The organism is Bradyrhizobium sp. USDA 4354 (genome assembly GCF_054060315.1).
On the sequence record NZ_JBSSDC010000001.1, the window covers coordinates 6,117,301 to 6,135,946 of the forward strand.

Below are 18,646 nucleotides of genomic sequence, written 5' to 3' on the forward strand. Positions count from 1 at the left end.
TTCGTAAATGTGAACGTGTTCTTGTACATGCACAAAGCGGCGGATGTCAATCTTAGCGGACGTCGGGTTCTGATCGCGCCGCCCGCGGGTTTACGAGGAGTTGCCGCAACAGATCATCCCGGGTCTGGATCAGTGCCTGTTCTGCTCTACGCTGCATTTCGGGATTAAATCGCGAGGCCGGAATTGCGACGTTGATTGCGCCCAGCGGTTCTCCGGCCGGATCGAGCACCGGAACTCCTATGCCGACGATTCCCGGGGTCCACTCCTCGAGCGAATATGCGATGCCTTTGGCACGGATTTTTTCGATCTCCTGACGCAGGACCTTGACCGAGTGAATTGTTTTTGGGGTCGCCCGCTCAAACTGCACGCGGCCAAGATATTCTTTCTGAAAGCTGCTCGGCATGTGGGCCAAAATTGCTTTCCCCCCGGAGGTCGCATAAAGCGGCGCCAAATCACCTAGTCGCATATGGGTGACCAATCTGTGCGGTCCGAGAACTGTCGCCGCGACCTCGGCCTGATCGCCCCTCAGAAGATTTAGCGCGCTGCTTTCGCCGGTCTTGTTCGTTAGCTCCGCCAGGAACGCTTCGGACTGGGTCGCCAGGTCACGCATCCGGCCCGCGCCCTGCGCCAGACGAAGCAATGCTTCGCCTAACCGGTATCCACGCCCGTTCGCCGTGACTTCGACATAACCGCGCGCAATCAGATTCTTCAGCAGCTGAGAAAGGCTGCTTTTCGGAATCCGCAACATGTCCGCAATTTCACTGTGCGACATTTCGCGTCCCGCGTGGGATAACAACTCGAAGAGATCGAGCACGCGATCGGCAGACTTGACTGCCGCCAGTCCCGTATCAGACATCAAAGACATCTCCAGTTCACATATATGAACTAATCTGTCATTCTGCCTTGTATGTCAACGCGATGCTGCCGGCGCCAAGATGGGAATGGTAGGAGCACCCGCCCACCGACGACCCGGACCTTCTAACGAGCCAACGGGTCAAGATATGCGCCTGCCCCTATTCCCCACGGTCAGGCGGCGGATGACCAAGATGATCTCCATCGACGGCTGCCGCCTGCCTTAGCGAGCCGCCGGCGCTCCGACAACCAGGTTCTCCCGAAAGAACTCGATTTGGGCGTCGAGCTGATAGAGCATCACGGCTTCACCGAGCTGGATCTCGCATCCCCGCGCCCTCGCCTGCTCCAGAAATGACGTCACCCGCGGCTTCATGACTACATCGGCAACCAACATCTCCGGTGACAGGAGCGCCGGATCCAACGGCAGACGGTCGTCGGGTCGCATACCGAGAGGCGTGGCATTCACCACCAGGCTAAACCCGCTGGGATCAGGCGTATCGGCCGCGGTTACCGGGTAACCGGCCCGGCTCAACCGCGTGGCAAGCGCGCTGGCGCGGTCGGAGGAGACATCGAAGACGCGCACCGCTGCGCCAACCATAGCCAGTTCCGCAGCGACCGCGCAGCCGGCGCCGCCAGCCCCGATCACGAAGGCGCTCTGGCCTTCCGGATTGAAACCACGGTGTGTAAGCCCCCGCACGAAGCCCACTCCATCGAGAATGTCGCCACTCCAGGAGCCATCCGCTTCGCGACGCGCGACGTTGATCGCTCCGACAAGGCGCGCGCGCTCGGAGCAACGATCAACCAGCTCAGCCATTGGAATCTTGTGCGGCACCGTGATGACCAAACCGTCGAGGTTTCTAATCAGCTTCAGGCAGCCAAACGCCAGCGGCAGGACGACGGCCGGCACATGGAGAGGTATCACGGCTGCATTGAGACCGGCGTGACGCAGGCGCTGCGTCATTGGAGCAGGAGCGCGTACCTGCGACACCGGATCGCCGATCAGCCCCAATATGCGCATCTCGCCGTTGGGAAACTCGTTATCCGAGCCTGTTTGCCCCGATGCCACGGCCGAGGACTCACTGCCAGCCATAGCGCTGCAACTCTCGCAGAGCGCCGGCCATATCGGCATCTGGTGTTTCGGAGATCAATTCCACAATACTTGTCCCCGAGAAGTTGATCTCCCGGAGAGCCTCCGCGACCGCGGCGAAATCGACGGCAGATCGTCCGATCGGGGCGTGGTCCCATTTGCTGCGGCTCGCATCGGAAAGATGGACCTGACGCAACCAGCGGCCAGCAGTCCGGATGGCTTCGGCCTGGTCTTCGCCGACAAACTCTCCATTGGCAACGTCATAGGCGATTCCGAGATGATCGCTGCCAAACGCGTCCAGAAACGTCACCATCTGCTTCACGGTTGGCATCGAACTCATGTGATGATTTTCGAGGATCAGGCGCACGCCCGCCCGCTCCGCATGCGGAAGCAAAGTCTCGAGACCGGCCTTCAACCAGCCATGCGCCGCTTCGAGTGGCGGCGGCACAAAGTTGGCGCGTCTGCCCGGAACTACAACGATCATCGGCACGCCGATCTCTTCGCAAAGGTCAATGATGTCGAGAAACTGCTGAACCGAGTATTGGCGCATCTGTGCTGTAACACTGCACAGATTTTGATCGGTGCTCGGCAAATTCAGTGAATCAAAGCTCAGGCCTTCGCTGTCGAGGAAGGTACGAAGCGCGCGACGCCGAGCAAGATCGATATCATATGGCCAAAGATGTGGTGGGATCGTGAGGACGTCAAAGCGACTGTAGCCCAGGGCCTTCAGCCGCCGAAGAGCTGCTTCCAGATCACATGTCTGCAGATAGGTCCATGTACTGGCGCCAAGACGAAGAGTTTCCACGTAAGCTGACCTTTCAAAGTGTCGATGCGCATTGCGCCCACGGAGCGACGAAGTCCATCATTTGTCGACAGAGGCCCAATTACGCGGTGTCGCGCTTTAAGGAAGCCTCGAGAAACGGCACGATCTTTTCAATGACCGCTTCCGGCGCCTGCTCTGGCAAAAGATGTCCGCAGGCAATATCGAACCCGCTCACGTCACCCGCCCAGCGGCGCCAGACATCGGCTGCAGTCAACACCCCGGTTTCCATCCCGCTGGCAACGAGGCGTTCGTCGGCCCAAAGCACCATGACGGGACAGGCAATCTTGCGTCCCGCCGCCCGATCAGCCGCATCATGATCGAGATCAGTGTCGTAGGCGGAGCGATAGTCCTCGATCATCGCTTGACGCACCGACTTTTCCCGAAACGCTTCGCGATAGTCGGCCACGGCAGCGGGATGCAGCTTCTCGATTCCACCTGCCATCTGGTTCAATGTGGCCTCAAGAAAGGCATCAGGATCCGCCGCCAGCATCCGCTCCGGCAAATCGCCCGGTTGAAGAAACAGAAACCAGTGAAATGCGCCCTTGGCGAATTGCCGGTCGACCGCGGGCCAGACATCCAGCGTCGGCACGACGGCGAGCGAACAATAAGCACTCACACGGTCTGGATGGTCGAGCGCAAGCCGATAGCCGACACGCGCGCCCCGATCGTGTCCAACAACGGCAAACCGATCGTGACCGAAGCCGCGCATCATTGCGACGAGCTCCACGCCCACTGCTCGCTTGTTCCACGGCCCCGCATCCAGAACTCGGCTCTTCCCATAACCTGGGAGATCGGGTGCCACGACGGTATAGCGCTTCGCCAACGCCGGCGCGACCTCATGCCAGGTGGCGTGGCTTTCCGGATAGCCATGAAGCAGAAGGAGCGGCGGCCCCTCTCCGCCAGTTACACCCGAAAAGCGCACGCGCGAAGTTTGGCGATCGAGCGGTGAAAAGCCTTCGAACAGATCCGGGGCTCGGCTCATCTTGATCAGTCTCGCTTGGAACAGGTTTTCGCTTTGGCTTGCCTCGGCCGAGAAAGTCATCGAAATGCACGAATGAAGGCCAGAAGGTCATCCGCTAGCAGTTCTGGTTCTTCGGTCGCCATGAAGTGGCCGCCACGCGGCAGGACGCTCCAGCGTGAGATCTCGAATTGCCGGCGGGCAAAGGATTCGGGCGGAATGCCACCGATCTCCGCGGCCGAGAGGTAGAAGCCAACGGGCACCTTGACCTGAGTCCCATCTACCCTTGCGCCGGGCGGCCAGTCGTAGACAAAATATGGCAGGAACGATGTGGCGATCGTATTGGTGATCCAGTAGAGCGTGGCATGGCCGAGGATGATGTCCATGACTTCAGGGTTGGCGACATTCAGTTGATCGCCCCAAGAAGACCATTTCTCACACAACCATGCGACGAGCCCTGCGGGAGAATCGCTCAGGCCATAGGCAAGGCTGAGCGGTTTGGTTTGCTGAACATGCATGTAGCCGCCTTCCATCGCGACCCACTGGTTCCGTGCGTCGAGGTACGCCTGCTCATCCAGCGTCGCGGCGGCTTCGTCCGGCAGCGCCACCCGGAGCGCGTTCGAACTGACATGAATGGCCCGCACGCGTTGCGCATGCCGCACGCCCAGCCAGGACGTCACCCGCGCGCCGATATCGCCACCACTGGCGAAGAACCACTCATACCCAAGTGAAGTCATCACGCGCGCCCACAGGTCGGCAATCGCGGCGCCGGTATATCCGCCAAGAGCACTAGGTGGGGACGAGAAACCGAACCCGGGCAGCGAGGGAATAACCAGATGGCAGGCATCTTCGGCTCGCCCTCCAAACCGCTCTGGTTGGGTCAGGCGCTCAATTAACGGGACGATCTCCAGGAAGGTACTGGGCCAGCCGTGGGTTATGATGACGGGCACTGCGTGGGGATGCGGACTTCGAACATGGACAAGATGGACGCTCACATCCTCTATGGTGAGGGACTCATGAGGCAACGCGTCGATGCGCTGCCGCCAGACGGCGAAGTCGAAATCATTGGCCCAATATCGGACCAGGCGCCCGGCATCATCTGAGCTCAAGCCGAGCGACCGATCGTCACCAGAATCATAGGACGGCCAGCGTGTAGCAAGAAGCCGGGCACGCAGATCGGTGATTTTCCCGACGGCTGATGGGGTGACGATGGCGGTCATTTGAACCCCGCCTCTTCCAGTAACCGCCTTGTCCTTGACATTGCCAGCCTTGCACGTGCCGCCGGCGCCAAACCACTCCGCTGCTCGTTAGGCGCCTCGATGGCGATCGGTGTGTCCGGGGGGAAGGCTCTTATAAAATCAGCGAGCCAAAGGCCGCCTTCGCCCGGATAAAGCCGCCCTCCCCGGGCCTCGGAACGCACTCGTTCAGGCGCCGGGGGGACGGCTGGCGCATCGCACAGATGCATGTACGAGAACAGCGCCGGATCATATTGCGCTAGATCCGCTGGGCTGCCGCCCGAACGGCTCAGATGCAAGGCATCCACCAACACTCCGGCATTTGTGGGCCCAACGTCTTTCAGCAATGCAACTGCTTCCGCCAGTGAGCGGATTTCAGAGTACGGGAGGAATTCCAGCATTACCCGTATCCCCCTGAGGTTGGCCGCGGCGCACAACCGGGAAAGGTTCTCCGCAAAGCGACCGCGATCAGGGTCGCGCCCCGCCACAACGACGGACCTGGCGTTCAATTCGACTGCGACATCAAGAGCGGGCTCCAGCGAGGTGACATCACTTTCACCCGAAAGCCAGATCGCCTCCACATCAAATATCCTGAGACCGGTGTCCGCGAGCCTGCTTTTGATGCGCCGGATCATGTTTGGATCGCCCACGACCGGGACGATATGATCGGTCGGAAACGGCGCCACGATGCGTAGCCCGACCGCATCGTAACCCCCGATCTGCGCGGCCTCGATCAGCGCGATCGGATCTGCGTCAATGACTGTGAAGTGAGCCAGAGAAAGAGGTGGCATACTTGATCCTTGTGAATGGGAGCCGGCCAGCTACGGCTTCACTCGCTAATCGCTCAGAACAATCGTGCGGCCTGACGCTGCCGCATCCTTCACGGCCAGTGTCGCCTGGAGTGTACGAACCCCATCGAGACAGGACACCAGCGGAGCTTCTTCGCGGCGTATTACTCGGGCGAAATGTTCGATCTGGCGGACATAGGTGTCACCGCTTTCAGCCATCAGCGTCTCTGCATTGAGATCGCTCCGCCAGCCGGGCTCGGCCGTGCCGTGATAATTGTAGTACTGGAGCGTCGGAAGCGTCACAGAGCCTTCCGTCCCGGCAAACACGTGCGAACTGACCTTCTGCCGCTTCATCCGGTCCGACGTTCCTAGCATCAGGTCGAATTCGCCCGAGGCGAGATCCCATGAGAACGGGGTGACAGCGGTATCTGAAACGCTGATGGTTGCTATGGCGCCGCTGTGGAACTGCAAAATCACCGCAGCAGTATCCTCAACGGGAAACCCACGCACCGCATTCGAACTCAGGGCCTGAAGCGAGCGGATCTCACCAAATATAAAGCGGATCAGGTCAATCTCGTGAATGAGGTTGATCAGGATGGGTCCGCCACCGGCCTGCCGCCGCCAATCAAGATCAAAATAGCTCGCCGTCTTCAGTTGATTGTACATGACTGTCGCTGTGACCGGTCGTCCAATGAGCCCGTCACGAATGGCCTGACGCACACGCTGCACGGCAGTATTGTGACGGCGATGGTGGCCGACCAGAACTGGCACATTCTGCGCTTCCGCTGCCCTGCACATTCCGCGAGCGGCCTCGACTTCATCGGCCACAGGCTTCTCGACCAAAACTGGAATGCCTCGCTCGATACAGGCGAGCGAAACCGGCACATGCTGCGCGTTCGGCACAGCCACAACCACGCCGTCCAGCTTCTCCTTCTCCAGCATATCCCGGTAGTCCGCATAGGCAGGCACGCTTTCGGCGCGAGCGAACTCCAGGGCCGAGGGCGTAGGGTCAGAAATGGCAACCAGTGTCGTTTCCGATGACTCCCGGATTACCTTCCAATGTGCTTTTCCGATCGTACCAAGGCCGACGATTCCGATACGAACTGAAGCCATTTAACCTCTCCTTACCTAATTACGCGATTGCTTGCCTGGCCACCGCAGCTGACGCATCGTCCTGGACGACACCGAGCAGCCTCGCTTGAAGTGCATGGTCTTCCGCCAATGTCCGGGCCGCTCCTTCGAATGCGACCGCGCCGTTGACGAGCACGTACGCCCTGTCAACGATGGTCAGTACGGTCTCGGCATGATGCTCCACCACGATCATCGCAATCTTCCCGCGTAGCTTGACGAGCGCCTCCATCACTTCATTAACGACCGCCGGTGCGAGGCCCTCGAACGGCTCGTCGAGCAAGATCAGCTTGCTGGGAACAACGAGGGCGCGCGCAATGGCGACCATCTGGCGTTCACCTCCGGACAGATTCTCCGCCCTCGCCTTTTGACGGGTCCGAAGGCGCGGAAATAGCTCGAACACCTCCGCGAGGCCGATGCCACCCGGCCGCATCGCGAGTTGAAGATTCTCCAAAACAGTCAGGTTCGGAAACAGACGGCGCCCTTCCGGAACGAGCGAAATACCGAGCCTGTTGATTTGATACGGCTTCAGTCCGTTGAGTGTCGTACCGTTGAACCTGACCGTACCCGCGCTCGACGGTAAGCTACCCGTGAGCGCTCGAAGCAGGGTCGTCTTGCCGACACCGTTGCGGCCGAGAAGCGCGACCGCTTCACCTTCATGGATCGCCAAGTTCACCCCGGAGAGCACCGTGCTTCCGGAATAGCCTGCAGCTACGCCCTGCGCATCCAGCAGCCTGGACTCCGGGACGTGGGTGAGCCGCTCGACCGTTGGACGCACTTGCGCCTCAATTCCTCTGCTAGCGCCCAGATAGGCTGCGACCACTTCCGGATTTTTGGCCACGTCTGCCGGCTTGCCATCCGCGATAATGCGTCCCTGATGCAGAACCGAGATACGGTCCGAGATGGCCAATACTCTGTCGATGTCATGTTCGATGAGCAGCACCGCGTGCTTTTCCGAGAGCTTCTTGATCAAGTCGGCGACAACGACCCGATCGGCTTCCGCCAGACCAGCGAGCGGCTCGTCAAGCAAGAGTAGCTTCGAGTCGATCGCGAGGGTCACGGCAATCTCCAGCAGACGCTTCGCTCCGTGGGGGAGTTCGGCGCCAAGATCCGCCGCCCGGTCGACCAAACCCACGGCATCAAGAATGGACCACGTTCTGTCGTTCAGAGCCTTTAGACCGTGAGCGTCGAAGAACAATCCGCCCAGGCCGTGACGCTGAGCCTGCACGGCCACTCGCACGTTTTCAAAGACACTCAGGTTCGGGAAGATTGACAGAAGCTGGAACGAACGACTGATTCCGAGACGCGCGCGCGCGTGGATCGGCAGGTTCGTGATATCCTTATCCTCGAACAATATCTGGCCACCACTTACCGGCAACACTCCGGTCAGCATGTTGTAAAGGGTCGTCTTTCCAGCTCCGTTTGGACCGATAATACTGTGGAGCACAAAAGGTCGAATCTGGAGATCGATCTCCCTGGCTGTGACGAGGCTACCGAAACTCTTCGAAAGTTTTCGCGTTTCAAGAAGCGGCCTGGTCGCATCGATTGCCAACGCTGCGCTTTCGTAAGGTTCGATTGCGTGAGGTCGGGGCGGAATTTCGTTGTCGGTGAGCGTCCAACGTTGGCGACGCGTCATCCGTTGCGCCAAACCGTGGATGCCCTCAGGCGACAGCAAGGCGAACAGGATGAGCACCGGCGCAAACATCAGCCACCAGTTCTCAGTAAGCGCTGACAGCCTGTTCTCCAGGATAATAAAGGCGATTGCGCCCCAAAGCGGGCCGAGGAAATGGTGCACACCGCCGAGGACCGTCATCAAAAGACTGTCGCCCGCATGCTGCCAACTCAGATTGTCGGCATAGACGCCTTGCAGCATGACGGTCAGAAGAGCTCCGGAGTAGCCAACGACCGCGGCCATGAGAGTAAACGCGCCGAGACGGACAAGGTAGACGTTATAGCCCAGACTGCTCGACCGCTGCTCGTTGTCGCGCACAGCTTGGAGGACGCGTCCAAAGGGCGCATGCGCCAGTCGCCATATGAGCCACATGACGACAACCACGGTTACAACCACAAAGACGTGGAACGAGGTATCTCCGGCAAAATTGGCGCGCGGGATGCCCTGAATGCCATTTTCGCCGCCAGTTACCGAAGTCCATTTGAACGCGATCTCGAACGCGATCTGCGAGAAGGCCAGAGTCAGCAAGGAAAAATACAGGCCCTTGCGGCGCAAGATGATCGCACCGATGGCCAGGCCGAGCAGGATCGAGAAGAGGATTGACAACGCCAGCGCGGCAAACTCGTTACCTACCCCGAAGAGCAGAAGAAACGCTGCCGCGTAGCTGGCACCACCGAAGAAGACGGATGCGCCGAACGGAACAAGGCCCGTATAGCCGACGAGCAGATTTACTCCAGCTCCATAGAGCGCATATATCGCAATTTGCGTGACGAGAGAAACCGGCGCACCGAGCCCGAGCCACAGGACGGTTAAAGCACTGAGAACGACGGCGACCCATAGAACGGGACGCCGCAAGAGCGAGCGGACTTTCATTCGAACCTTTCCCACTTTTCGCCGAAGAGGCCGCGCGGACGAACCAGCAGGATGACTGCCATCAGGACGTACATCGCTGCACTGGACCAATCGGGATAAAACTGAATGGTCATCGCCGTCACCACGCCGACAAGGACGCCGGCAATGATCGCACCGGCATACGAACCCAGACCGCCGATAGTGACTATGACGAAAGCAGGCATGATCGCGCCCGCGGCCATCGACGGATTGACGGTCCAGAGCGGACCGGAAAGCATGCCCGCGAGGCCGGCAAGCAGGCAGCCGACGCCAAAAACGCTGCTCAGGACGATCGGAAGATTGATGCCGAGAAGTCCAACCATCTCCGCATCGCGCGAGCCGGCGCGAATAATCCGCCCGAACGGTGTGTATTCAAGAAAACTCCAGAACGCGACGAGCGCGAAGACCGTGACGGCCAGGACGACGATACGGTATTTGGTGATCAACACCGGACCATATTCGACGAACCCCGCAAGGAATTTGGGTGGGTTGAAAGGCAGCGGAGCAGCGCCGAACACCAGACGAAGGATCGCTTCGAAGAACAAGGCCAGCGCAAACGTAAGAATCAGGCCGAGTAGCGGCTCCTTTCCATAGAGCCGTCGTATCAGCACGAATTCGACGAGCATGCCGACAAGACCGGTAAACACCGGCGCGAGCAACGCTGCTCCCCATCCGAAATCCCGGTTCAACATCAACGCAAGATAGGCACCTATGGCAAAGAAGGCGCCGTGCGCAAAATTCACGATTCCGAGCATTCCAAAAATGACCGAGAGTCCTACGGCGATGAGAACGTAGAGAAAGCCCAGAACCAGACCGTTCACGGCCTGAGATAAGATCAAGTCAAACATAGAGTGCTCCCATCGAAGGAGCCGCATCTTTCCAGCCGGAACTGCGGCGTCGCTCACCCGAGACCTAGAGCGTGTCCATCTTGCACGCGCTTTGGGCCTGCGCGCCGAAGACCTTCTCGATCTCGGCGTCGTTCGAAGGCGTCTCGGCGAGAATGTCGAAGTAGTCCCATTTGTCGGTGATTTTGGGTTTGATACCGACGACGAGCAAGCGATTGACCATCTGATGATCAAATGCGCGGTAACCCGCCTTTACGCCGCCGCGCTGGACTCCCCAATTTTCGAGCGCGTTTACAATTGCTCCGGGCTCGGTGGCTTTCGCAGTCTCAACCGAATCAAGCAATGCGTTCATTGCCATCCATCCCATCCAGGTCTTGTCGGCTGCGGGACGCTTGTATTTTTTCTCATAAGTTGCCGCCATCGCCTGCTCTTCGGGCGGATTGTTGGGGTTCTTGTGGTACCAGTTGATCGTGAACAGGCCGTCCGCCGCTTCTGGACCCACGCCCCAGAGATCCGTGGCGCCGACGGCAATTTCCGCGAACGGAATCTTGCCTTTCATACCCAGTTCGTTCCACTGCTTCAGAAAGGTGGAGATATCGTTGCCCGGCACCCCGCCCACAACGACGTCCGGCTTGGCGGCACGGATCTTGAGAATAAAGGAGCTGTAGTCAGCCGTGTTGACCGGGACCTCGTCGGTGCCCACAAGCGTAATTCCATTAGCCGCACTGAATTCGGTGAAGGAACGCTTGATGTCTTGCCCGAAAGCAAAAGCTGCAGTCAGGAGATACCACTTCTTGCCAAGGCCCGCACAATACGGCGCGAGAACGCGGGTATGAACGTCCGCCGGGGGCTGCAGGCGGAAAGTGTATCTGTTGCAAAGCCGCCCGGTTAGATCGATCGCCCCCGCGTTGGCGGCAACGAACGGGATTCTCGCCTTTTTTGCGACCGCGGATATTGCGAGCGCGCTCGAACTCAGGGAGCCGCCAACAATGCCGATCACGTTATGCTCTCCGATCAAGCGCTCGGCATTTTGCTGCGCCGCTTGTGACGTCGACTCATCGAGCCAAATGATCTCCGCCTGACGACCCAAAAGAGTGTTGTTGCGAGTCTCAAGAGCCAACAAGCTACCTTGCGCCATGTATTCCGCCTGATCCGCCACGGCTCCGGTCTTGGCGTAGATCATTCCAATCCTGATCGGATCCGCAGCGGCTGCGCTCCCAATGTAGGGCACCCCAAGCTTCGAAGCCGCAGCGTGAGCCAGCGCGAAGCCGCCCGCACCTCCAATCAAGGTTCGGCGATTAATCCTAGTCAAATGGCGCAACGAATTGGGCGACATAACTACCTCCCTCACTGGTTTCTTACGGCTCTCTGGAGCTCTTGGACGGTCGCAAATCTTGTTTCTATATCTAAACAAGTTCCTCTATATGCACAACCGGACAGGAAGTCAATGTGGCACGAACTGCCGACGCGACAACATTGCATTTCACGACCATTTGGTCTAGATTTTTGTAAAGCATGGGCACAGCTCGCTCCCGGATAAGCTCCCAGGAAAAAAGGGACGCTAGTGCGCTGCATTGCAATTCGTCGCCGCTGTCTTACGCCAGCGGACGATTGACCTCGCCTGTTTGCTGCCGAGAGAAGAAGCACTCTCAAGCTGCGATCCAGACAAATCTGTTTTCAAACGCGTCGCGAAGATCACTTCTGCGAGCGTCGACCTGTGCAAGCCAATTGAAATTGCGGCACGATGTACATATACACAAACAAGTTCTCTTATGAGAACTTCATTCAATCAGAAGGTGAACGCGCATGCATCGTAGACAGTTGATCGGCAACGCTGTAGCTGGAGCCGTTGTCACGAGCTCCCTGCTCACGAGCTCAAACAGCGCGAAAAGTGCGGAGACCAGATCGCCGCTTACGTTCGTACTCGTGCACGGAGCGTGGCACGGGGGCTGGTGTTATCGTGACGTTGCCAGTGAACTTCGCTCCAAGGGACACACGGTATTTACCCCTACCCTCACGGGCTTGGGAGAACGCGCGCACCTCAACGGTCAAGACGTCACGCTCGAGACTCACATTCGTGATGTCTGTGGGGTCATCGAGGCCGAGGAACTCTCCGACGTGATCCTTTGTGGCCACTCTTATGGAGGGATGGTGATAACGGCGGTCGCCGACCGGATGGCTTCGCGAATCCGGACATTGGTGTACCTGGACGCCTTCATTCCCGAGCATGAGCAGTCACTGAATAAGTGCCTCGAAGTTGCTTTATCACGCGAGAACTTCAAGGCCTTCATTGAGGGATTTCGGGGAAGTGCCATCAAGAACAATAGCGGTCTGATGGCACCTGCTCCGGCCGAAGGTTTCAAGGTCATCGAGCAGAAGCGCGCGTGGGTTGATCGACGGTGCGTCCCTCAGGCACTGGCGACCTTTGAAATGCCAGTGCTGCTAACCGGAGCCGGCTCCGCCATAAAGGAGCGTGTCTTCATTTTGGCCGAGGGTTGGGATCCAAGCCCGTTCCGCTATTACGCAGCGAAGGTGGCCGGGTTGCCGGGCTGGCGAGTTACCAAGATACCTTGTGGACACGATGTCATGGTGGACATGCCACTCGAACTCGCCCGCGAACTTGTGAAGCCAGAGTAGGCGCCCGTATCGACGGAAGAGCCAATCCAACAGGTCCTCGCACATATTTTGGAGCTGCCCGGCAATACCAGGCTCGCTCCCGGGGGAGCTACCTGCACTGAACCTCCCAGACTGGTCGGCATTGTAGCCGACCGCTTTTTTGTGCGCACCTTCCTGAAGAGCAGATTTTCAACGGACAGCTGGTACCGCGCGCCCCCTTTCTCTAGAGTCCTTTCTGTACGATCGAGCGCGCTGCGATACGCCAAAGTGAAGACGCAATGGATTTCTGGCTTTTGCCGGGATATGTCCCAAGCACCCCTCTTCGTTCAGACTATTGGCGCGACGAACCGAGCATACTTCACCAAACTACGCCGGACTGCGCGATTTTGACCAGCCGCGCTACTCCCACTCAATCGTCCCAGGCGGCTTGCTGGTCACATCATACACCACCCTATTCACGCCCTTCACCTCGTTGATGATGCGCGTCGCGGTCTCCCCTAAGAACTTCATGTCGAACTGGTAGAAGTCCGCGGTCATGCCGTCGGTGGAGGTGACGGCGCGGAGGCCCACGACGTAGTCATAGGTGCGGCCGTCGCCCATGACGCCGACGGTCTTCACCGGGAGCAGCACGGCGAAGGCCTGCCAGATCTCGTCGTAGAGGCCGTGCTTGCGGATCTGGTCGATGTAGACGGCGTCGGCCTTGCGCAGGATGTCGAGCTTGTCGCGGGTGATCTCGCCGGGGCAGCGGATGGCAAGGCCCGGGCCCGGGAACGGGTGGCGGCCGACGAAGATTTCGGGAAGGCCGAGCTCGCGCCCGAGCTTGCGCACCTCGTCCTTGAACAGCTCGCGCAAGGGCTCGACGAGCTTCATGTTCATGCGCTCAGGGAGGCCGCCGACATTGTGGTGCGACTTGATGGTGACTGAGGGGCCGCCGGTGAAGGAGACGCTCTCGATCACGTCGGGATAGAGCGTGCCTTGCGCCAGGAAATCGGCGCCGCCGATCTTCTTGGCCTCTTGCTCGAACACCTCGATGAAGAGGCGGCCGATGGTCTTGCGCTTGGCTTCGGGATCAGTGACGCCTTCGAGCTCGCCGAGGAATTGCTTGGAGGCATCCACGTGGACGAGGGGGATGTTGTAGTGGTGGCGAAAGAGGTCGACGACCTGCTCGGCCTCGTTGAGGCGCATCAAGCCGTGATCGACGAAGACGCAGGTGAGCTGGTCGCCGATGGCCTCGTGGATCAGCACGGCCGCGACGGCTGAATCGACGCCGCCGGAGAGGCCGCAGATCACCCTGCCCTTGCCGACCTGCTGGCGGATCTTGGCGATCTCCTCCTCGCGGAAGGCGCGCATGGTCCAGTCGCCGGTGAGGCCGGCGATCTTGCGGACGAAGTTGCGGATGAGCTTTGCGCCGTCGGGCGTGTGCACCACTTCGGGGTGGAACATCAGGCCGTAATATTTGCGCTTCTCGTCCTGGATGATCGCGAAGGGCGCGTTCGGCGAGGTGCCGGCGACGGAGAAGCCCGGCGGCATTCTTGTGATGCGATCGCCATGGCTCATCCAGACCTGGTTCTTGCTGCCTGATGTCCAGACGTCCTCGAACAGCTGGCTCTGCGCCTTCACCTCGACATCGGCGCGGCCGAATTCGCGGTGATGGCCGCCTTCGACCTCGCCGCCGAGTTGGGCGGCCATGGTCATCTGGCCGTAGCAGATGCCCATCACGGGCACGCCGGAATCGAAGATCAATTGCGGGGCGCGGGGCGAGCCGGCCTCGTGCACCGATTCCGGGCCGCCGGAGAGGATCACAGCCTTCGGCTTCATCTCCTCGAAGGCGGCCTCAGCCTTGTTGAACGGGACGATCTCGCAATAAACGCCGTCCTCGCGCACGCGGCGCGCGATCAGCTGCGTCACCTGGCTGCCGAAGTCGACGATGAGAATCTTGTCGTGCGCCGAGGCCACCGAGGGCGTCGACGCGGAGCGGTCGTTCTGTGCTGCTGTCATGGCCAGCCAATACGCTGGCGCGGCCCTGCCCGCAACCACGCTCGCCGCGCGCCCACATGCTTCTTTGGGCATGGACATGTTGATATAGGTAAGTATTATTGACCTATTATGCCCCACCTTCAAACAGGGGCTGATCAGGGAGAACGCCAATGTCACAGCATCATGAGCCATCAACGCTTGCCGCGCTCGGCCGGACCTGGGTCGAGGCCTGGAATACGCGTGATCTCGAGCGCGTGCTCAAGCTGTACGACGAGGCCGCCATCATGACCTCGGACCGCATCCCGATGCTGGGGTTCGACGCCAGCGGCACGGTGCGCGGCAAGGACGCACTTCGCGCCTATTGGGGCAAGGCGCTCGGGCTGGTGCGGGAGCTGCATTTCTCGTTGATCGATCTGTTCGTCAGCCCGGACAGCCTCGTCGTGTTCTACGAGAACGAACGGGGCAAGAAGATCTGCGAATATCTGCGGGTGAACGAGGCGGGGCTGATCGTGCAGGGGTCGGCGAACCATCTGGTGCATTGAGGCTGGAGCTTTTTGCGCAGCGACGCCCCTCTCCCCGTCATCCTGAGGCGCGAGTTCTGCGGCGCGTAGCGACGCAGGGCGAGCCTCGAAGGATGCACGGCCGAGCTGGCAGCCGGGCTGTCGCCCTTCGAGGCTCGTCCTGCTTTCCAGGACGAGCGCCTCAGGGTGACGGACAGAGAGGGAGCGCGCTGCTTCCGCAATCGTCATTGCCAGCGCAGCGAACTCGCTACGCTCGCAATGACGGAGACTGGGGCAACCACGTGCGCTAATACTGCGTCCGCCGGCCCGGAGACAGGATCCCCCATGAAACTCCCAACCTCCCCCTTTACCGTCACCGACTGGAGCCAGATCGAGGCAACCACGCATCCCGGGGGGATCGGCGAGGCCAAATGGCGCACGCTCAATATCGGCGATCTCCGGGTGCGCATGGTGGAATATTCGCCGGGCTACTTGGCCGATCATTGGTGCGATCGGGGCCACGTGCTCTATGTGCTGAATGGCGAGCTCGACAGCGAGTTGCGGGACGGGCGCAAATTCAAGCTCACGGCGGGAATGAGCTACCAGGTGTCGGATTTCGGCGACGCCGCGCACCGGTCCTCGACGACGACCGGCGCCACCCTCTTCATCGTGGACTGATGCGCCCCTCGCGGTTCATTTGCACCGCAAAATAGCAAAGGCGCGCGACATCCCGAACCACGGGTGGTGCCTTGAAGTGGCCCCAAATCCTCGCTATATTGTGATCATCGATACTTGGCCGAACGACTGGGCCGCTTCGCTTCGTTACAGACGGGCGCGCACGCTTCAGATGACTTCTCCAAACATCGACTGAACAGGATCATGGGCGCAGCGACGCGTACCGGTCCGCGTGCGTACCCTCTCTAACAAAGGAAATTCCCATGGCTATGGGCACCGTGAAGTGGTTCAACACCCAAAAGGGTTATGGTTTCATTCAGCCGGACGACGGCCAGAAGGACGTGTTCGTGCACATCAGCGCCGTCGAGCGCGCCGGCCTCTCCACCCTCAACGAGGGCCAGAAGGTCTCGTTCGACATCGTCGCCGACCGTCGCAGCGGCAAGTCCTCGGCTGACAATCTCCGCGTCGGCTAACAGCCCGCGCACCGTTCTGACCGCGGACGTACCGGCAGAACGCTAAAAAAGAGAGCCCCGCGACCGGGATCCGGTCCGCGGGGCTTTTGTTTTTTGATGTCATTCCGGGGCGCCGCAGGGCGAACCCAGAATCCATCGAACGGCAAGGCGCACGGCTTGATGGATTCCGGGTTATCGCTTCGCGAGCCCCGGAACGACGGCGAGGCGGGGATCAGGCCGTCTTCCTCAGCACCGAAACGAAAAACCCATCCGTCCCGGTCCGCCGCGGCGTCATCAGCCAGCCTTCCGCCGACTGCAGCGCGGCCTCGCCAAAAGCTTCCGCCTTGTCCCAGAGCACGCTCGCGGTCTGCTCAGGCGGGATGACCGCGAATTCGGGATGGCGCGCGACGAACGCCCTCACCTGCTCGCCGTTCTCCTCCGACAGCACCGAGCAGGTGATGTAGGCGATGCGGCCACCCGCCTTCACCAGCGGCACCGCGCGCTCCAGCACCTCGGCCTGATCGCGCAGGCGGATCTCCAGCGCGCCGGGGCGCATCCGCCATTTGGCATCGGGGTTCCGGCGCCAGGTGCCGGTTCCCGTGCAGGGAGCGTCGATCACGACGAGGTCGGCTGAGGCGCGGATGTCGGCCAGCGGATCGGCCTCGCCCTTGGGCGTGCGGACATCGGCATTGTGGACGCCGGCGCGCGACAGCCGCTCATGGATCGGGGCAAGCTGGCGCTTGTCGCGGTCGGTCGCGATCAGCCGCCCCTTGCCCTGCATCAGGGCGGCGAGCGCCAGTGTCTTGCCGCCGGCGCCGGCGCAGAGATCGATGACCTGCTCGCCGGGTTTTGCCGCGGTGAATTGGGCCGCAAGCTGGGATCCTTCATCCTGCACTTCAATGGCGCCCTTGATGAAGTCCTCTTCCGCCTGGATGCCGGGGTTGCGCGCATCGGCCGCAAGCTCGATGCGCAGGCCGGTTACCGACCAGGGCGTCGGTTTCGCATGAAGATGAGCAAGCGCGCGCAGGACCTTGTCGTGATTGGATTTTAGGGTGTTGACGCGCAGATCGAGCGGGGCCCGGCTGGCCATCGCAGCGGCTTCTGCGGCGCGGTCCTCGCCAAACACTTTTGCCAGATGCGGGTCGAGCCATTCCGGGTAGTCCCCGGCGAGCGCGGCCGGGGCATCGGCGAGCGAGCGTGAGGCGAGCGCGGCCTGCTCGGCCTCGGTCAGTGGCGCCGGCGCAAACCGGCTGCCGTCGAACAGCGCGGCCATTGTGGCCGTGTCCATGCTGCGCTCGAGGCGGAGCATGCCGATCAGGCGCGCCCGTGCGGTATCGGAATCCATCAGGTAGGCGCTCGAGGCGTAGCGGCGCAGCACGTCCCAGACGAGGCCGGCGATCGCCGCGCGGTCGCCGGAGCCGGCGAAGCGGTGCGCGGTGCCCCACTCCTTCAGCGCCTTGGCCGCGGGCACGCGGTCCTTCTCGATGGTGTCGATCAGTTCGATGGCTGCGGACAGCCGGGCAGCGGGGGTCATTTGAATCTTTCGGTTTTGCGCATGATCTTCTCGGAAAACCGGGATCCACTTTTCCGGATCATGCGCGATCAGATCAGCAGCAAGAGCTTCAGCGCGAAGTAAATCCACATCGCGAGCAGCACCAGCACGCCGGCGAGCCAGACTGTCGAACGCCGGCCGAGATCGTTGGAGGAGACGAACACGCCGGCATGGGCAAAGCGTGCCACGACGAACACCCAGGACATCAGCACGATGAAGAGATCGGCGCGGCGCAAGGGCAATGCCAGCGCGATCAGGACGTAGAACAGCACCGGCAGCTCGAACTGGTTGCGGTAGCAATTGGCGATTTGTGTGGCGCCCTTCGGCCAGTTCGGTTCGCCCAGCGCGATGTCGCGGATCCTGGTCTCGCCGGAAACCAGCGCCTTGCGGCGCGCCAAGACCATGCCGATCAAAAGCGCGAAGGTGAGAGCGATCTGCACGAAGACCGGCAGCAAGACCATTTGAACGGACATCGGAACTTTCCCGGGGACGAAATGCCGCCGACCGTCATTAGCCGCGACTTTTGGCGCTGACAATGAAGGACTTGAACCGGCGTTCCCGCTTCCGCGACCAAGCATCGATAGTTAAAGCGATT

The 18,646-nt window shown here is 60.5% G+C and carries 17 protein-coding genes; 4 read left to right on the forward strand and 13 right to left on the reverse strand.

The annotated features are described in order from the left end of the window. Nucleotides 1-52: 52 nt before the first annotated feature. From ACVIIV_RS28565 to ACVIIV_RS28610, 10 genes are all read right to left on the reverse strand, one after another. The gene (locus ACVIIV_RS28565; protein ID WP_456747125.1) at nt 53-856 is read right to left on the reverse strand and encodes an IclR family transcriptional regulator; all 804 of its coding nucleotides are present in this window, start codon (nt 854-856) and stop codon (nt 53-55) included. 219 nt (nt 857-1,075) lie between these two features. After that, complete coding sequence (locus tag ACVIIV_RS28570) at nt 1,076-1,942, reverse strand: shikimate dehydrogenase family protein (RefSeq protein ID WP_456747126.1); 867 nt, start codon at nt 1,940-1,942, stop codon at nt 1,076-1,078. After that, complete coding sequence (locus tag ACVIIV_RS28575) at nt 1,929-2,744, reverse strand: sugar phosphate isomerase/epimerase family protein (RefSeq protein WP_456747127.1); 816 nt, start codon at nt 2,742-2,744, stop codon at nt 1,929-1,931. The genes ACVIIV_RS28570 and ACVIIV_RS28575 overlap by 14 nt, the downstream gene beginning before the upstream one ends. A gap of 79 nt (nt 2,745-2,823) precedes the next feature. Next, nucleotides 2,824-3,804: an alpha/beta fold hydrolase gene (locus ACVIIV_RS28580; RefSeq protein WP_456747128.1), complete on the reverse strand. Its 981-nt coding sequence runs from the start codon at nt 3,802-3,804 to the stop codon at nt 2,824-2,826. Then, the gene (locus ACVIIV_RS28585; RefSeq protein ID WP_456747129.1) at nt 3,801-4,940 is read right to left on the reverse strand and encodes an epoxide hydrolase family protein; all 1,140 of its coding nucleotides are present in this window, start codon (nt 4,938-4,940) and stop codon (nt 3,801-3,803) included. The genes ACVIIV_RS28580 and ACVIIV_RS28585 overlap by 4 nt, the downstream gene beginning before the upstream one ends. Further along, complete coding sequence (locus ACVIIV_RS28590) at nt 4,937-5,746, reverse strand: sugar phosphate isomerase/epimerase family protein (RefSeq protein ID WP_456747130.1); 810 nt, start codon at nt 5,744-5,746, stop codon at nt 4,937-4,939. The genes ACVIIV_RS28585 and ACVIIV_RS28590 overlap by 4 nt, the downstream gene beginning before the upstream one ends. A 45-nt stretch (nt 5,747-5,791) precedes the next feature. Further along, nucleotides 5,792-6,856 (reverse strand): Gfo/Idh/MocA family protein, encoded by a 1,065-nt coding sequence (locus tag ACVIIV_RS28595; RefSeq protein WP_456747131.1) that lies wholly within the window; start codon nt 6,854-6,856, stop codon nt 5,792-5,794. Between the two features lie 19 nt (nt 6,857-6,875). Next, a complete protein-coding gene (locus ACVIIV_RS28600; protein ID WP_456747132.1) occupies nt 6,876-9,416 on the reverse strand; it encodes a branched-chain amino acid ABC transporter ATP-binding protein/permease in 2,541 nt (846 codons plus the stop codon). After that, nucleotides 9,413-10,282 carry a branched-chain amino acid ABC transporter permease gene (locus ACVIIV_RS28605; protein ID WP_456747133.1) on the reverse strand — a complete coding sequence of 290 codons (870 nt, stop codon included), beginning with the start codon at nt 10,280-10,282 and terminating at the stop codon, nt 9,413-9,415. The genes ACVIIV_RS28600 and ACVIIV_RS28605 overlap by 4 nt, the downstream gene beginning before the upstream one ends. Nucleotides 10,283-10,346: 64 nt before the next feature. Next, nucleotides 10,347-11,615 carry an ABC transporter substrate-binding protein gene (locus ACVIIV_RS28610; protein ID WP_456747134.1) on the reverse strand — a complete coding sequence of 423 codons (1,269 nt, stop codon included), beginning with the start codon at nt 11,613-11,615 and terminating at the stop codon, nt 10,347-10,349. Between the two features lie 470 nt (nt 11,616-12,085). On the opposite strand from ACVIIV_RS28610, the gene ACVIIV_RS28615 reads away from it, so the two are divergent. Continuing rightward, nucleotides 12,086-12,916: an alpha/beta fold hydrolase gene (locus tag ACVIIV_RS28615; RefSeq protein WP_456747135.1), complete on the forward strand. Its 831-nt coding sequence runs from the start codon at nt 12,086-12,088 to the stop codon at nt 12,914-12,916. 378 nt (nt 12,917-13,294) lie between these two features. Here the strand turns inward: ACVIIV_RS28615 and guaA are convergent, their stop codons facing one another. Next, nucleotides 13,295-14,893 (reverse strand): glutamine-hydrolyzing GMP synthase, encoded by a 1,599-nt coding sequence (gene guaA, locus ACVIIV_RS28620; RefSeq protein ID WP_456747136.1) that lies wholly within the window; start codon nt 14,891-14,893, stop codon nt 13,295-13,297. 149 nt (nt 14,894-15,042) lie between these two features. Between guaA and ACVIIV_RS28625 the strand changes: the two genes are divergently transcribed. From ACVIIV_RS28625 to ACVIIV_RS28635, 3 genes are all read left to right on the forward strand, one after another. After that, nucleotides 15,043-15,414: a nuclear transport factor 2 family protein gene (locus tag ACVIIV_RS28625; protein WP_456747137.1), complete on the forward strand. Its 372-nt coding sequence runs from the start codon at nt 15,043-15,045 to the stop codon at nt 15,412-15,414. Nucleotides 15,415-15,717: 303 nt separating this feature from the next. Further along, nucleotides 15,718-16,050, forward strand: coding sequence for a DHCW motif cupin fold protein (locus ACVIIV_RS28630; protein ID WP_456747138.1), 333 nt, complete (start codon nt 15,718-15,720; stop codon nt 16,048-16,050). A gap of 260 nt (nt 16,051-16,310) precedes the next feature. Further along, nucleotides 16,311-16,520 carry a cold-shock protein gene (locus ACVIIV_RS28635; RefSeq protein WP_015686739.1) on the forward strand — a complete coding sequence of 70 codons (210 nt, stop codon included), beginning with the start codon at nt 16,311-16,313 and terminating at the stop codon, nt 16,518-16,520. Between the two features lie 211 nt (nt 16,521-16,731). Here the strand turns inward: ACVIIV_RS28635 and ACVIIV_RS28640 are convergent, their stop codons facing one another. Together ACVIIV_RS28640 and ACVIIV_RS28645 are read right to left on the reverse strand one after the other, a co-directional pair. After that, nucleotides 16,732-18,033, reverse strand: coding sequence for an RsmB/NOP family class I SAM-dependent RNA methyltransferase (locus ACVIIV_RS28640; RefSeq protein WP_456747139.1), 1,302 nt, complete (start codon nt 18,031-18,033; stop codon nt 16,732-16,734). 68 nt (nt 18,034-18,101) lie between these two features. Further along, nucleotides 18,102-18,524, reverse strand: a complete 423-nt coding sequence (locus ACVIIV_RS28645) for an MAPEG family protein (protein WP_456747140.1) — start codon at nt 18,522-18,524, stop codon at nt 18,102-18,104. Nucleotides 18,525-18,646: the final 122 nt, after the last annotated feature.